Raw genomic sequence first — 14159 nt, 5'->3', positions numbered from 1 at the left:
CTGGTCTAGGCCGGGTTTAGTTGCCCGGTTTTATGTAAGCCCAATGGGTTCTTCAATCAGGAGTGTTTTCCCAAGAAAGACTCTGATTTCAGGTAACCAAAAAAGAAAGGAGGTGAAATTTGTCCCAAGTGGGTTGAAACCGATCAATTTAACGATCAATCGAAAAAAAGGAGGGGCTTTGTTATGGAACCAAGAACCTGGGTTTTTCTTTTACTGGGGCTCTACATCGTGTATTGCTTCTGGTGGGGGCTGAGGGGTTTTTTTACGGAAAAAACCGCCTCCGGCTACAGCGTTGCCGGGCGTTCCATCCCGTTTATCGCATTTTTGATGGCAGCCACGGCAGCATCCTTTTCCGGCTGGACCTTTGTGGGGCATCCCGGCCTCATCTGGAGTGCCGGACTGGTCTATGCCTTTGCTTCCATGTACGTTTTGACCATTCCCATTACCGGAACCTTTTTTGCCAAGCGGAACTGGCTTTTGGGGAAACGATACGGATTTATCACCCCCGGCGATATGTTTGCCTATTACTATAACAACGAAGCGGTTCGATGGCTCACCGTGGTGGCTGCTTTTCTCTATTCCATTTTTTACTCGGGTCTCCAGCTCATTACTGCGGCCAAACTCTTTTACTGGGTGGCCGGCATCCCCGAGAACTACGGCCTGGTTTTTATCGCCTTTATCGTCTGGTTCTACGTGGTCACAGGAGGCTTAAAAGCCTCCACCTGGGTCGGGGTGGTTCAGTTCTGCCTCCTGGTCTCAGGGATCGTTCTCCTGGGATTCTTTGTGCTTAAATCCGATCTCATCGGGGGATGGTCCGGGCTCACCCAATCCATCCAGACCCTGGACAGCAAGTATACCAGCGTTCCGGGGCTGATCCACTTCGGGCTGGGATCCGGAGGGTGGACTGCGGTCATGATCCTGACCTATACGTTTGCCCTCATGGGCATCCAGTCCTCTCCGGCCTTTACCCTGTGGAACTTCGGCATGGTCAATCCCAAGGCCCTGGCATGGCAGCAGGTCTTCATGTCCACCTTTGTGGTGGGGATCTGCCTGTTCTTTTTTACGGCCTTCCAGGGCATGGGGGCCCGGATCCTTCAGATGGCCGGGGAAATCGCGCCCAAGGTGGACGGTGACGTGGTGCCCATGCTCATGGTGAAATTCCTTCCCGGCCCGGTCCTGGGAATTGTATTCCTGGGGGCCATTGCGGCCATCCACTCCACGGCCGCCCCCTATATCGGTACCGGAGGCACAATCATCCAGCGGGATTTCTGGTGGCGGTACGTCAGGAAACAGGGGGGATCCCATGCCGAACAGATCTGGACCAACCGGATCTTTGCCACCATCCTTGCCTGTGCCGCCGTGGTGGTCAGCCTTACTTCCACCGACGCCATTGTCATGATCGGCGGCTTTGCCACGGCCTTCGGCACCATCATGTACCTGGCCCTCATGGGGGTGCACTGGGGGTTTAAATTCCCTTCAATCGGCGTGGTCCTGGGGCTGATCTCGGCCATCGTGGTCTGTTTTATCACCTATTATATCTACCAATATCCCCTGTCCATCCATACGGCGGGCTGGGGAATTTTCACGGCCCTGGCCGTGGCGTATCTTTGCCGGGCGCTGGGCTTCAAGGACTCGGAGAAAACCCTGCACCGCCAGCAGGAAGTCCGGGACTGGCTGGACAGCGTGGACGCTCCCAGCGAGAAGGGCAGAAAATGGCGCTCCAGGATGAAGATCCTGGTTCCGGTCTGGTTTTTCTTCGCCCTGGGACCCGGAGTGCTCATCGGCAACACCGGGTTTACCTTCTGCGGATTCCCGGCCATCTGGTCCTGGCAGATCCTCTGGTGGATCATCGGGATCGTCATGATGTGGGCCCTTTGTTTTAAGGCGGAAATGGCCACCACTTCCGAGGAGCAGATCCGGCGGGCCGATATTGAAACCCTGGATGTGACCAAGGAGGCGGATGCGATATAGCCGGCAAAACAGGCGGGATCTCCGGTCTCAACAAGACCGGAGCGGGTTTTTGCATTCCGGCTCTAATATGAATTTTATCCCAGGGAGGGAAAGATCATGGCTTTAGAAGACAAGTATCTAATCGCAACGATAATCTTCTGCATTCTATTCACAGCCTCTTTTGGCTGGGGATGGTGGGGATAATTGAGTTGATCGGACAATTTTAGGTATCCCCGGGGCTCCGGCTTATGGTTTCCTCCGGGCCGGAGCCCTTTCACCATTAATGGTGATGACCGCACCCGCCTTCTTTTTTGTTTTTTTTGCCCTGGCACAGGTCAAACATATGGAATAGCTTGAGTTCTCCCTTTTCCAGGAGTTCCAGGTTCTCCGAGATCGTTTCTTTCAGGGCGGCAAATACCTTGATATTGGAATCGTTAAGGCTTCTCTGGGAGCCGTCGCCCAGGCATTTCGTAATAACGGCATCCACGCCGGCCTCTTCGGCAAAAACCCCGGTTTTGCATTTGACGCTTTCCCCTTTTGTTTTCTGGTTTTCGCTGAGTTCACAGGTTCTGGTTTCCAGGTCCACGACCAGAAATTGCTCGGCTACCCCGAAATGCTCGCTTACCCGGCTTTCCAGCCCTTTGTTTTCCTTTACCGGAAATGCAACTTTCATTTTTTTTCTCCACGATTGTTCTATTCTTAAGCCCCTGTCCTTACGGGGATGATACACCAAATTTGACTATATGATAAGGCCTGAATGGTCAATTGCAAGGAGTGGGTAAGTAGGGAGCAGAAATAGGGAGAAAACAGGATGAAATTTTTCCCGGAAACCCTAAATTTTAAATTTACTTGGGGTCAGGGACATGTTACTACTGAAAAACTGAATCGCCTTGTTAGTAAATTGTTTCTGTTCCGGGAAAAATCAAAATTTCTGCAGTGTTTTGGGGTAAAGGAGAGGGTAATATGAAGCTTAACATTGGTGTGAAGGTGAATATATTGATCATCGCAGGCCTTCTGCTGGTAGGGGGCGCGTCCCTTGCCCTGTCGGTTTCTTCGCTTAAACGCGAAGAGAAACTCACCCTTGAGGAATTCCGAAAACAAGTAATGCAGGAGAAAAAACAGAGTCTCAAAGACCTCATTGACTCGGCCCATGCCATGGCCCGGGAGCGCCTGGATGCATCGCGAAATAAAGAAGCCGTCCGAAAGGAGTTCGGGAACCAGGTCAAGGCCGTGGTAAACCAGGCGATTTCCGTATTTGAGGCGGGCCATGAAAATGCAGATGCCTGGGATGAGGAGGCCTCAAAACAGGAGGCCTTGAAGATCATCGAAAAGATGCGCTGGGGGTCGGACGGGAAAGGCTATTTCTGGATCCAGGATACAGACGGCATCATGGTTCTTCATCCCATCAAACCCGATTTGAACGGAAAACCTCTTTGGGGAATCACGGATCCGGACGGGAAATATCTCTTTAAGGAATTTGACGATGTGGCCAAAAGGGAGGGGGCCGGATTCGTGGATTATAAATGGCCCAAACCGGGCTTTGATGAGCCTGTGGATAAAATCTCCTATGTCAAGCTCTTTCAACCATGGAACTGGATCATCGGGGGCGGGGTTTACCTGGAATCCACGGAAGAGGAATTAAAAAAGGATGCCCTGACCAGTATCGGCTCGGTGAGATACGGCGAAAAAGGATCCGGGTATTTTTTTATCTATGATTCCAAGGGAACCTGTATCCTGCTGCCGCCAAAGCCGGAGAGACAGGGAAAGAACTATATTGATTTAAAGGATAAAAAAGGAAATTTCATCCTACAGGATTTTATCAAGGCCGGAGACAGCGGCCCTGAAGGGGGATATACAACATATTATTTCCCCAGGCCAGGCTCAGATGTTCCCCTGCCCAAGATGTCCTATATCCGGAAATTGAAGGACTGGGACTGGTATATCGGGACCGGTGTATATACCGATGACGTGGATGCCAAAATCGGGGCCCAGGCAAAGGCCATCCGCAGTGAGATCAACAAAGCCATCGTCAAATTGGTTTCGGTCACCGGTGGGATTATCCTGCTCTCCCTGGTGATTTCCTATTTCATGGTGGCAAGGGGGATCGTGGCCCCCATCCGGTCCATCATCGACATGCTAAAGGACATTGCCCGGGGCGAGGGGGATCTGACCCAACGAATTATCGACAATTCAGGGGATGAAACCCAGGAACTGGCCGAATCGTTCAACACCTTTATCGAAAATATCCAGAAGATGATCGCCGGGATCAAATCGGATACAATTCTGCTTACGGATTCTTCCTCAAGCCTGGCCTCCATCTCGGAACAGATGGGATCGGCCTCGGAAGATACTTCCCAGCGGGCGGGCACCGTTGCCGCGGCTTCTGAAGAGATGAGCGCCAATATGGACTCCATGGCTGCGGCCATGGAAGAGGCCGCCACCAATATCAATATGATTGCCTCGGCTGCAGAGGAAATGCGGGCCACCATTGACGAGATCGCCAAGAACACGGAAACGGCCCGGGGCATCACCGGCGATGCGGTTGCCCAGGCAGGGGATGCATCCAGGCAGGTGGATGAACTGGGCAAGGCCGCCAAAGAGATCTTTAAGGTGGTGGAGACCATCACCGATATTTCATCCCAGGTGAATCTTCTGGCCCTGAACGCAACCATAGAAGCGGCCCGGGCCGGAGAAGCCGGAAAGGGATTCGCCGTGGTGGCCAATGAGATCAAGGACCTTGCCGGTCAGACCGCCGATGCATCCAATGAGATCAAGGAACGGGTCACTGAAATTCAGACCTCAACGGACGGAACCATCAAGGAGATCACCAATATCACCCGGGTGGTCAACGAGGTGAACGATATTGTATCCACCATTGCCGCGGCCGTGACCCAGCAGTCCGCCACCACCGGAGAAATCGCCGAGAATGTGTCCCAGGCCTCCCAGGGCATGGGAGAGGTCAACGAGAATGTGGCCCAGGGATCCATAGCCGCCAAAGGCGTATCCGAAGAGATCGCCCAGGTCACCCAGGCCTCTTCCCAGATGGCCGATTCCAGTTCAGAGGTAAAAAACAAGGCCAGTGATCTGTCCGGGCTGGCAGGCAAGCTGTCCGGAATGATGGATAAATTCAAGGTGTAGAACCATAAGCCACCTTTTAGCTACTCCCCGACAGGGCCTCATTTTTTGGGCCCTGTTTTCCGGTCAGGGCTCCCTTTTCCAAGCCCTTATCTCTGTGTAAACCCGGGAAGCAGCCCTCTGAAAATAAAACTTGTTTTCTTGCAATAATGATGTTTACTATTACGACTATCATTAGGGGGCAGGACTGGAACCACAGGAAAGCCATAGGATGAATTGAGACCAGGAGGATGTATGAAAGAGTATGCCAATTTTCATGAAATGCTCAAAGAAACCGTTGACAGGTATTCCCGGGAACAGGCCTATAGATGGTTTGATGCCCGGGGCAAGGCCACATCCATTACCTGGCAGGAATTTTACACCCGGGTTAGGGCCGTGTCCAAAAGCCTCATGGCAATGGGGGTAGAACCTGGTGACAAGGTCGACATCCTGAGCTATACCTGCTTTCAGTGGGTATTGACCGATTATGCAAACATGATGATTGGCGCGGCAACCGTGGGTATCTATCAATCCAATCTGCCCAGGGACTGCGAGTACATTATCAACCACTCGGACGGGGTGCTGGTCTTTGCCGAGAACCGGGAACAGCTGGATAAGCTCCTTGAGATAAGGGAAAGCCTTCAAAATATCAGAAAGGTGATCCTCTTTGAAGGGGATGTTGAAGGAGATGACTGGATCCTCTCCTATGACCGGTTTCTCGACCTGGGGAAGAATATCGATGATTCTCAATTGACAGAGAGGATGAAACAGGTTTCGGCCCAGGACCCGGCCGGCATCGTCTATACCTCCGGAACCACCGGGGTGCCCAAGGGGGTGGTGCTGACCCATGACAATATCACCTTTACGGCCCAGTCCGTGAACCAGTGCGCTAAATTTGAGGAAAGGGAAGAGATGTTTGTTTTCCTTCCCCTGGCCCATGTTTTTGCCCGGACCTGTTGCAACTCGGCTGTGATGACCGGCAACCGGACCACCTTTGCCAGAAGCATCACAAGTCTGCTGGAGGATTTCCAGCTGGCCGCCCCCCACTGGTTTGTCAGCGTTCCCAGGGTTTTTGAGAAGATTCATACCAAGATTATTTCAGGGGTGGAAGCCAAGGGGGGGCTGGCCCTGAAACTGTTTAACTGGGCCGTTGACGTCGGGTCCCGGGTCAGCGAGCACAAAGTGGCCCAAAAGCCCATCCCCCTTGTCCTGGGCTTACAATACAAGCTGGCCTTTAAGCTGATATTCTCCAAGATCCACAAGGCCCTGGGGGGGAATGTAAAATGGTGCATCAGCGGGGCCGCCCCCTTAAATCCTGATATTGCCCGGTTCTTCCATGCCGCCGGCCTGCTCATCCTGGAGGGCATCGGAATGACGGAAAACACCTCTTTTTCCAACGTGAACCGGCCTGATTCCTATGATTTCGGAGTGGTCGGCCCTCCCGGGCCGGGCATTGAGCATAAGATCGGTGATGACGGTGAAGTCCTGTACAAGGGTCGGAACGTAATGAAAGAGTACTATAAAATGCCGGATCAGACCGCAGAGACCTTTACCGAAGACGGATGGCTTAAAACCGGTGATCTGGGGGAGATCGATGAAAACAACGTCCTGAAGATCACGGGCCGGAAAAAGGAGCTGATTATCACGGCCGGGGGCAAAAATATCGCCCCGGCCCGTATCGAGGGCATCATGGCCACCTCAAAATATATCAATCAGGTCTGTGTGGTGGGGGAAGGGAGAAAATACCTGTCCGCCGTGGTCACCCTGGACGAGGAAAATATCCGGGCCTGGGCCGAAGAAAACAAGATCACCCATGATTCCTATGAAGATCTTCTTGAAAGCCCGGAGGTAAAATCCCTGATCGACCGGGAGATTGAAAAGAAAAATCAGGATCTGGCCTCCTTTGAAACCATTAAGAAGGTGGCCATCGTCCCGGAATTCACCATTGAAAACAAGATGATTACGCCGACATTCAAACTCAAGAAGAATATCATCATCGATAAGTACAAAGGGATGATTGAGACTTTGTACTAGCAGACAAAGCCTTCCTTAACCTTGGAAATTCCCGGAATCATGGTCTGGGTCCGATTGATTCCCTCAATTTTCCGGATGTTAAACTCCACGAATTCGGAAATGACCTCGGCGTCCGAGGCCAGAAGATCGCGCTTGAGAACCACCTTGACCAGAATATCAATGGTCCCGTGAACCGAATGAACCTCCCGGACTTCCTCTATGGCAAAGAGAAGATCAATGACCTTGTACTCTGTCTTGGTGTCCGTGTTTACCAGGACAAAGGCGGTGATGGTCCTCTTCATTTCAGGATAATCCGGGGTTTTTTTCTCCAGCATGCTTTTTCTGAAGCCTTCCATGCTCTTGGCGATCAACTGGTCGATTCCAATGCCGTATCGTCTGTTGGAGCTTCTTTCCCAGTGGTGAAAGGAGATATAGGTATACAGATCCCCCACGGTCCGTCCGGGAAAGTATTTTAGCAGGTTGCCGGATTCAATGATGGTGGTCAGGGGAAGGTAGATGGTGTTGTACCAGTCCCTGGCGGCCTTGTTTAAGTCGCAGTCCCTTCCGGACTGATCGGTCAGATAGACCTGGTGCTTTTTGATCTGGGTTTCCAGGTAATTGTACTTGCCCACCTCGGTGAGATCAACGGTTTCAGGCAGTCCTGTTTCTTTATAGAATTTTCTCCTTTCCAGGTAGAGGAGGTTGTCCATGGTGTTCTGGGCGGAGAGCAGCTCCACCACATCCGCTGAAATATCGGTCCATCCCAGCTCCTTGGCCGCCGACACACGGTGGTTTCCGTCCAGGACATAAAAGTCCTTCCGGATCTGGTAGAGTTTTACCGGGGGCAGCCGGGTTCCTTCCCTCATGGCCTGGCGGATCTCACTGAATCTCCTGGAGTCCACATGCCTCTTGGGCCGGAACTGGGAGTCAAAGTCATGGTACTTGCCCACGCTGCCGATGATGTTTTCCAGGGGAACGGTCTTTACACCATGATCGATGAACTGCACATCCTCTTCCTGGGCCTGCTGTTCATTAAAAGAGGAAAGGGTCTGATCTTTGTCAGGGTCTTCCGGGGAGAAGAGATTCCTAAAAAAATTTTTCATGGCTAAACCTCTAATAGGGTAAACCCGCAGGTATTGATCACCCGGGTGCCGCCCACCCGGGTGGTCCTTTGTTCCAGGCTTTCGAATGCCTGATGGACGTGGCCGTGGATAAAATAGTGGGGACGCCGTTTCCGGATCAGGGTGACAAAGCTTTCAAACCCGATGTGGCACCGGTCCTCCCTGTCATGGATATGTCTGGGCGAGGCATGGGCCACCACCATGTGAATCCTGCCTTTTCTCCAAATGGAGAACCACATGCCGAAAATGATTCTTTTCATCATGGCTTCGGTGTACTGATTTGCCCCCCCATTGTACCACATGGAGCCCTCAAGTCCCAGGATATTGAGGCCTTTAAAGGAGACCACCTTGGCGTGGATATTTTCACAGCCCATGGGATTGGTTCCTGTATACCGGATATCGTGGTTCCCCTTGACGTAGAAAAGGGGGGTGTCAAGCCTGTCCTTGAGAAAGGAGAGATATTCTGGCTCCATATCTCCGCAGGAGATGACCAGGTCCACCGGGCCAAGGCTCTTTTCCTCCACCATCCGGGTCAGGTCCTTGTCAATAAAGTCGGATACCGTGAGTATCCTTACATTCTGTTTTGGATTTTTTTTAATCATCTTCCGGGCTTGATTTGTCATCATCTGTTTATAAAACTGTCTGCGACTCGGGTTTGATCGGGCCCCGGCAGGGCCCGATCAAACCGGGCAATCATACGATGATCAAGGGTGTCAAGTCAATACGGCCCAAGCCGATATCGCGGTTCTCAAAACTATGTTCCTTTATTTTCATCCTGCATTTGGACTGAGCCAGACCCAGGGAGGAGCAGAGGTTTTTGCGGATTGGATTCCTTCGGGCGGCAGGACAACCCTGGAGAAGGGATCCCTCCCCGGAGAAAATCATGGATGATTCTCGAGAATGAGCGCAAAATCTTTGCTCCTCCCGGCATGAATCGGCATGTTCTTTTGAGAACCGCTATGGCGCCGGGGATGGAAGTCCGGGTAGACAGGGTTCCTAAAAAATCGGCCCTGAATTTTGTGGGAACAGGCAGGAGAGTGGAAATTAAAAAAATAACAATGCTTTCCTGTAAAGGCCGGTCGGAAATCCGCCATGTTTTCCGGGGATGGGGGAAATATTGCTTGCCATTTGATAAGATTATGTTAAGTATAAATTCAATCCATGCTAAGACTTTATTTGAATACGGCGATTACAATACGTTGTAAAACCGAAAAACAATTTTCTAGGAGGAAAAGATGAAAAAAATTTTAGTATCTCTGTTTGCACTGGCATTTATTTTTGTTTCCGCTCCGGCATTTGGTGCAGACATCAATCTTGCCAAGACATCCACCATTGAGTCCATTGTTAAGGCCGGAAAGATCCGTGTGGGTTTTGAATCGGGTTATCTTCCCTTTGAGATGACCAATACCAAGGGAAATTACATGGGCTTTGACATTGACCTGGGCAAGGCCCTTGCAAAGGCCATGAAGGTAAAATACGAGCCCGTCAACACGGCATGGGACGGAATTATCCCGGCCCTGATCACCGACAAGTTCGACGTTCTCATCTCCGGCATGACCTGTACCCAGGAGAGAAACCTGGCCATCAACTTCACTGTTCCCTACATCGTAGTAGGCCAGGCCATTCTTCTCAACAAAAAACACGAGGGCAAAGTATTGTCCTACAAAGATCTTAACGACCCCAAGTTCGTCGTATGCTCCAAGCTCGGAACCACCGGGGAACAGGCTGTAAAAAGAATGATCCCCAAGGCCACCTACAAATCCTTTGAGGTTGAAACCGAAGCCTGCATGGAAGTTCTCCAGGGCAACGCCGATGCAACCGTCTACGATCTGCCCCTGATTGAGTTCTTCCAGGCCGAGCACGGAGCAGGAAAGACCATCGCCCTGAACAAGCCCTTTACCTTTGAGCCCCTGGCCATAGCCGTCAGAAAGGGAGATCCTGATTTCCTCAACTTCCTGAACAACTTCATCCGCCAGTACAAAAACGACGGCAGATGGCAGAGGTCCTATGATAAATGGATCAAATCCAACGAATGGACCAAAGACATGAAAAATTAATTCAATTGATTTCGTTTAACAGGGCCGGCAATTTTCTGCCGGCCCGTTTTTTTAAGGCGTAAAAATTTATGGAATCCAACATTTCCAATATCAAGCGGCTGAGCAACCCCATGACCTATTGGCTCTCTGTGGCCGGTTTCATTGCTCTGCTGTTTATTGTTTTAGGTTCGGTCTACTATGCAACCGTGGCCGTTGAGTATCAGTGGCGCTGGTTCAAGATCCCCAAGTATTTTATATACCAGGAGGCCATTTCCGTTTATGCGGAGGACTCCGGCGAGGTTGCTGCTATCCGGGCCAATGGAGACAAATTTGATCTGGTCATAGAAACGGACGGAGAGAGTCAGACCTATACGGTCCCCAAGGGCAGTTTTGACCTGGATGAGGGGGATATGATTTCCCCGGGCGACAAGATCACCGAGTACGAGGGAAACTGGAAGCCCGGAATTCTGGCCAAGGGGCTGTGGACCACCCTGAAGATCAGTTTTCTGGCCACCATCTTCGGCATTTTTCTGGGGATCATCGGCGGGGTGGCCCGGGTTTCGGACACCCCGGTACTGAAATGGTCGGCCATGACCTATGTGGAGATTATCCGGGGATCGCCCCTTCTGGTCCAGATCATGATTTTTTACTTTGTTCTGGGAACCACCATCAACAAGATCTTAATGATGAACGGGCTTCCCAAAATCAATCCCGAATGGTACGGGATCATGGCCCTGTCCATCTTTACCGGGGCCTATGTAGTGGAGATCGTCAGGGCCGGTATAGAGGCCATCCATCCCGGGCAGATAGAGGCGGCAAGGTCTGCGGGAATGACCTATTTCCAGTGCATGTTTTATATTGTTCTTCCCCAGGCCCTGAAAACCATTCTGCCGCCCCTGGCCGGCCAGTTCATCAACCTGATCAAGGACTCCTCCCTGCTGGGCCTGATTTCCATCAGGGAATTGACCAAGGCGACAAGGGAGGGGATCACCACCAGTCTTCAGACCTTTGAACTCTGGTTTTTATGTGCCATACTCTACCTGCTCATGACCTTTACGCTTTCCATGTGTGTTCAGTATCTGGAGAGGAGGACCGCCACAAAATGATAGAAGTAAAAAATATCTACAAGACATTTTACGTCCCCCACGAGGTCAAGGCCCTGGTGGATGTCTCCAATACAGTTGAAGCCGGGGAGGTAGTGGTGGTCATCGGTCCCTCCGGCTCCGGGAAAAGCACCTTTTTAAGATGCCTTAACCGTCTGGAAACCGCGGATCACGGAAAGATCCTGGTGGACGGGGTGGACATCTTTGATCCCAAGACCAATATCAATACGGTCCGGGCGGAGATGGGAATGGTGTTTCAGTCCTTTAACCTGTTTCCCCACCAGACCGTGTTGGGAAATGTGACCCTGGCCCAGAAGCTGGTCCGGAAGCGGTCCAAAAGGGAGAGGGAAGAAAAGGCCATGATGCTGCTGGAAAAGGTCGGTATCGCCGATAAAGCCCATGCCTGGCCTTCCAATCTGTCCGGCGGCCAGCAGCAGCGGGTGGCCATTGCAAGGGCCCTGGCCATGGACCCCAAGATCATGCTCTTTGACGAGCCCACATCCGCCCTGGATCCCGAGATGATCGGCGAGGTTCTGGATGTCATGAAAACCCTGGCCAAGGAGGGCATGACCATGGTCTGCGTGACCCATGAAATGGGATTCGCCCGTGAAGTCGCGGACCGGGTCATCTTCATGGACGAGGGGCAGGTGATTGAGGAGGGAACGCCGGCGCACTTTTTTACCGCTCCCACCCATGACCGGACCAAGCTTTTCCTGAAACAGATTCTTTAAGATCGTCTGATCTTTCCCCTTCATATGATTCTCCCCAGAGGCCGGGTCGGACTTTTCCGGCCCGGCCTCTGGTTTTTTCCGGGTTGTGTTTGAATTTTTAGGGAAAAGGGTTAATGTATAAAAAGAATTGAAAATTTCCCTGCAGGGAAGAAAATCGTTAAAAGGAAATTTTCAGATGCATCTGGAGGTTTGCGATGAAAATTTTATATCTCAATAGATATTTAGCGGTTTTGGCCTGTATGGTGATGCTTCTTTCCGGCTGCATGGCCTCCCTTTCCAAGGCTGAACTGGCAGAGTACCGTGCAGGTGAGGCCTATGCGGAAAAAATGGCCAAGCAGGATGCCATAAAGGAAATCTGTCCCTGGAGGTTTCGAAAGTTTACGGCTCCACTGCTGAGGAACCTCGGCCGCCATATGAGATCCATGGAGGACCGGCGCTCCGAGCTGTTCTTAAAAGGCTTTGATCAGGGGTATCGAAGGGATTTTACCGAGTACATGGACTTTTACTGCGGCGAGTAAGAAAGAGGAGTGAATATGGATTTTAACGGGCGCCAAGAAAAGGCCTATTTGCTGGAACTGCACACCCGGACCCGGGGAGATATAGATGCCCAGGTCTCCATGTACGAGATCGGGGAGGCCTTAGGGCTGGAAAAAGATCCGGCCGGCAGGATGGCCGAAGCCCTTTTTATCCAGGGATATGCCGAGCTGAAAACCCTTTCCGGCGGCATCGGGATTACCATCCAGGGCCTTGAGGCCCTGGACATGAAACCGGAATCCGGACCGGAATCTTCTGAACTCTCCCTTGGAAAAGGCCGGGTTCTGGAGGAACGGGGAAGAGAATCCCTGAACAGGATCCTTACAGACCTGAAAGAGGGAATTTCAGGATCAACCTCTTCCTATGCCGGGCTGGAAGAGATGGTCATGGATTTGAAGACCATTGAGGTCCAGCTGCTTTCCCCCAGCCCAAAGACCTCCATTGTCCGGGAGGTATTGAAATCCATTCTTGAAAATTGTAAGGGAATCGGAGAAAAAGGGCTGGAGGCCCGGTTGACGGCAATGATTTCATCCTAGCATCAGGGCAACGGACAGGGATACAAAGGAGAGCAGGGTGGACAGCATGATGGCGGCCGAGGCCAGGTCCGTGTCGGAATTGAGCTGGGCGGAAAGGACATAAATGGCCGTTGAGGTGGGAAGACAGAAAAAGATCATGCCGGTTTTAAAGGGAATGCCCGTGACATGAAAGATCTTGAGCAGGATAAATCCGGTCAAAGGCAGGATGACAAGTTTGAGAACGGCCGCTGTAAAAGAGAGCCGGGCATGTTCTGCCAGCCCCTTGAAGCGTAAGGTCCCTCCGATGGAAATCAGGGCCAAGGGCAAGGTGACGGCGGTCATGAGGGAGAAGGTATTGTCCATGAACACGGGAAATCCGAGATCTGTCCGGGAGTAGAGCAGACCCAGGACACAGGCGATGATCAGGGGATTGGAAACCAGGGCCCGGATGAAAAAAAGAGTTTTCTTGGAAGGGGTCAGGTCCTGGCTGGAATGCCAGATCAGAACGGAAACCACCATGACGTTGATCATGGGAATCACGATTCCCACCAGGATTCCAAAGTGTCTGACCCCGGCCTCTCCCAGGGTATTGAGGACAATGGCCATGCCGATATAGGTGTTGAACCGGATCCCGGCCTGGACAAAGGACCCGGCCTTAAAAGAGGGAATTTTAAAGGATTTCAGGGTCCGCAGGCTTAAAAGGAATACAAGTCCCACTCCAAGGACGCCCGCCGCGCAGAGGCCCGGGCTGGCCTCTTCGCCTCCGGAACCCGAACCCAGTTTCCAGAAGAGCATGGCCGGAAAAAAGATATAGTAGACCAGGCGGTCGGAGGTTTTTAAGAACGCCTCGCTGGTCAGACCCCAGCCCTTGAGCAGGCTGCCCAGGATGAGAAGGGCAAACAGGGGGAAAATGGTATTTAATATGAGCATGATGGTCTCATATATAGGGTTTGACCGGTGAATTCAATTGAAATAGCAGGGTCCGCGAAAAAAAGCCCAAAGCAGGCAAAGCCGGAAAGACGGGATAAGGGGCTTTTCTCTT

The 14159-nt window shown here is 51.8% G+C and carries 13 protein-coding genes; 9 read left to right on the top strand and 4 right to left on the bottom strand.

The window, feature by feature from the left end; translation table 11 throughout:
* The first annotated feature begins 183 nt into the window (after positions 1–183).
* A complete protein-coding gene (locus tag F608_RS0109960) occupies positions 184–1971 on the top strand; it encodes a sodium:solute symporter family protein (protein ID WP_022665487.1) in 1788 nt (595 codons plus the stop codon).
* A 259-nt stretch (positions 1972–2230) separates the two neighbouring features.
* On the opposite strand, the gene F608_RS0109950 is transcribed toward F608_RS0109960, so the two are convergent.
* On the bottom strand, positions 2231–2623 hold the full coding sequence (locus F608_RS0109950; RefSeq protein WP_022665485.1) for a NifB/NifX family molybdenum-iron cluster-binding protein: 393 nt from the start codon (positions 2621–2623) through the stop codon (positions 2231–2233).
* Between the two features lie 290 nt (positions 2624–2913).
* Between F608_RS0109950 and F608_RS31365 the strand changes: the two genes are divergently transcribed.
* Both F608_RS31365 and F608_RS0109935 read left to right on the top strand, forming a co-directional pair.
* A complete protein-coding gene (locus tag F608_RS31365; protein ID WP_022665483.1) occupies positions 2914–5088 on the top strand; it encodes a methyl-accepting chemotaxis protein in 2175 nt (724 codons plus the stop codon).
* 231 nt (positions 5089–5319) lie between these two features.
* Positions 5320–7098, top strand: coding sequence for an AMP-dependent synthetase/ligase (locus F608_RS0109935; RefSeq protein WP_022665482.1), 1779 nt, complete (start codon positions 5320–5322; stop codon positions 7096–7098).
* On the opposite strand, the gene F608_RS0109930 is transcribed toward F608_RS0109935, so the two are convergent.
* Entirely contained in the window at positions 7095–8180 is a 1086-nt protein-coding gene (locus tag F608_RS0109930; protein WP_022665481.1) for a ParB N-terminal domain-containing protein, read from the bottom strand. The two genes, F608_RS0109935 and F608_RS0109930, sit on opposite strands and share 4 nt — an antisense overlap.
* A gap of 2 nt (positions 8181–8182) precedes the next feature.
* Positions 8183–8800, bottom strand: a complete 618-nt coding sequence (locus F608_RS0109925) for a metallophosphoesterase family protein (RefSeq protein WP_022665480.1) — start codon at positions 8798–8800, stop codon at positions 8183–8185.
* 285 nt (positions 8801–9085) lie between these two features.
* Here F608_RS0109925 and F608_RS0109915 point away from each other — a divergent pair, with 285 nt between their 5' ends.
* The 6 genes from F608_RS0109915 (at position 9086) to F608_RS0109885 (ending at position 13138) form a co-directional block, all read left to right on the top strand.
* Positions 9086–9403, top strand: a complete 318-nt coding sequence (locus F608_RS0109915; protein WP_022665478.1) for a hypothetical protein — start codon at positions 9086–9088, stop codon at positions 9401–9403.
* 30 nt (positions 9404–9433) lie between these two features.
* On the top strand, positions 9434–10255 hold the full coding sequence (locus tag F608_RS0109910) for a transporter substrate-binding domain-containing protein (protein ID WP_022665477.1): 822 nt from the start codon (positions 9434–9436) through the stop codon (positions 10253–10255).
* A 68-nt stretch (positions 10256–10323) separates the two neighbouring features.
* On the top strand, positions 10324–11340 hold the full coding sequence (locus tag F608_RS0109900) for an amino acid ABC transporter permease (protein WP_022665476.1): 1017 nt from the start codon (positions 10324–10326) through the stop codon (positions 11338–11340).
* Positions 11337–12068: an amino acid ABC transporter ATP-binding protein gene (locus tag F608_RS0109895; RefSeq protein WP_022665475.1), complete on the top strand. Its 732-nt coding sequence runs from the start codon at positions 11337–11339 to the stop codon at positions 12066–12068. Before F608_RS0109900 ends, F608_RS0109895 begins: the two co-directional genes overlap by 4 nt.
* Before the next feature lie 194 nt (positions 12069–12262).
* Positions 12263–12586: a hypothetical protein gene (locus F608_RS0109890; RefSeq protein WP_022665474.1), complete on the top strand. Its 324-nt coding sequence runs from the start codon at positions 12263–12265 to the stop codon at positions 12584–12586.
* 15 nt (positions 12587–12601) lie between these two features.
* Positions 12602–13138 carry a hypothetical protein gene (locus F608_RS0109885; protein WP_022665473.1) on the top strand — a complete coding sequence of 179 codons (537 nt, stop codon included), beginning with the start codon at positions 12602–12604 and terminating at the stop codon, positions 13136–13138.
* On the opposite strand, the gene F608_RS0109880 is transcribed toward F608_RS0109885, so the two are convergent.
* Entirely contained in the window at positions 13130–14047 is a 918-nt protein-coding gene (locus tag F608_RS0109880) for an AEC family transporter (RefSeq protein ID WP_022665472.1), read from the bottom strand. The two genes, F608_RS0109885 and F608_RS0109880, sit on opposite strands and share 9 nt — an antisense overlap.
* Positions 14048–14159 lie beyond the last annotated feature (112 nt).

The sequence above is a fragment of the Desulfospira joergensenii DSM 10085 genome (genome assembly GCF_000420085.1).
GTDB lineage: Bacteria > Desulfobacterota > Desulfobacteria > Desulfobacterales > Desulfobacteraceae > Desulfospira > Desulfospira joergensenii.
This window is presented reverse-complemented; position numbering and strand designations above follow the sequence as displayed.

Excerpts from the sequence above, each read along its gene's own strand:
- F608_RS0109960 (WP_022665487.1), top strand. The coding sequence starts at position 184 with ATGGAACCAAGAACCTGGGTTTTTCTTTTACTGGGGCTCTACATCGTG.
- F608_RS0109950 (WP_022665485.1), bottom strand. The coding sequence starts at position 2,623 with ATGAAAGTTGCATTTCCGGTAAAGGAAAACAAAGGGCTGGAAAGCCGG.
- F608_RS31365 (WP_022665483.1), top strand. The coding sequence starts at position 2,914 with ATGAAGCTTAACATTGGTGTGAAGGTGAATATATTGATCATCGCAGGC.
- F608_RS0109935 (WP_022665482.1), top strand. The coding sequence starts at position 5,320 with ATGAAAGAGTATGCCAATTTTCATGAAATGCTCAAAGAAACCGTTGAC.
- F608_RS0109930 (WP_022665481.1), bottom strand. The coding sequence starts at position 8,180 with ATGAAAAATTTTTTTAGGAATCTCTTCTCCCCGGAAGACCCTGACAAA.
- F608_RS0109925 (WP_022665480.1), bottom strand. The coding sequence starts at position 8,800 with ATGATTAAAAAAAATCCAAAACAGAATGTAAGGATACTCACGGTATCC.
- F608_RS0109915 (WP_022665478.1), top strand. The coding sequence starts at position 9,086 with ATGATTCTCGAGAATGAGCGCAAAATCTTTGCTCCTCCCGGCATGAAT.
- F608_RS0109910 (WP_022665477.1), top strand. The coding sequence starts at position 9,434 with ATGAAAAAAATTTTAGTATCTCTGTTTGCACTGGCATTTATTTTTGTT.
- F608_RS0109900 (WP_022665476.1), top strand. The coding sequence starts at position 10,324 with ATGGAATCCAACATTTCCAATATCAAGCGGCTGAGCAACCCCATGACC.
- F608_RS0109895 (WP_022665475.1), top strand. The coding sequence starts at position 11,337 with ATGATAGAAGTAAAAAATATCTACAAGACATTTTACGTCCCCCACGAG.
- F608_RS0109890 (WP_022665474.1), top strand. The coding sequence starts at position 12,263 with ATGAAAATTTTATATCTCAATAGATATTTAGCGGTTTTGGCCTGTATG.
- F608_RS0109885 (WP_022665473.1), top strand. The coding sequence starts at position 12,602 with ATGGATTTTAACGGGCGCCAAGAAAAGGCCTATTTGCTGGAACTGCAC.
- F608_RS0109880 (WP_022665472.1), bottom strand. The coding sequence starts at position 14,047 with ATGCTCATATTAAATACCATTTTCCCCCTGTTTGCCCTTCTCATCCTG.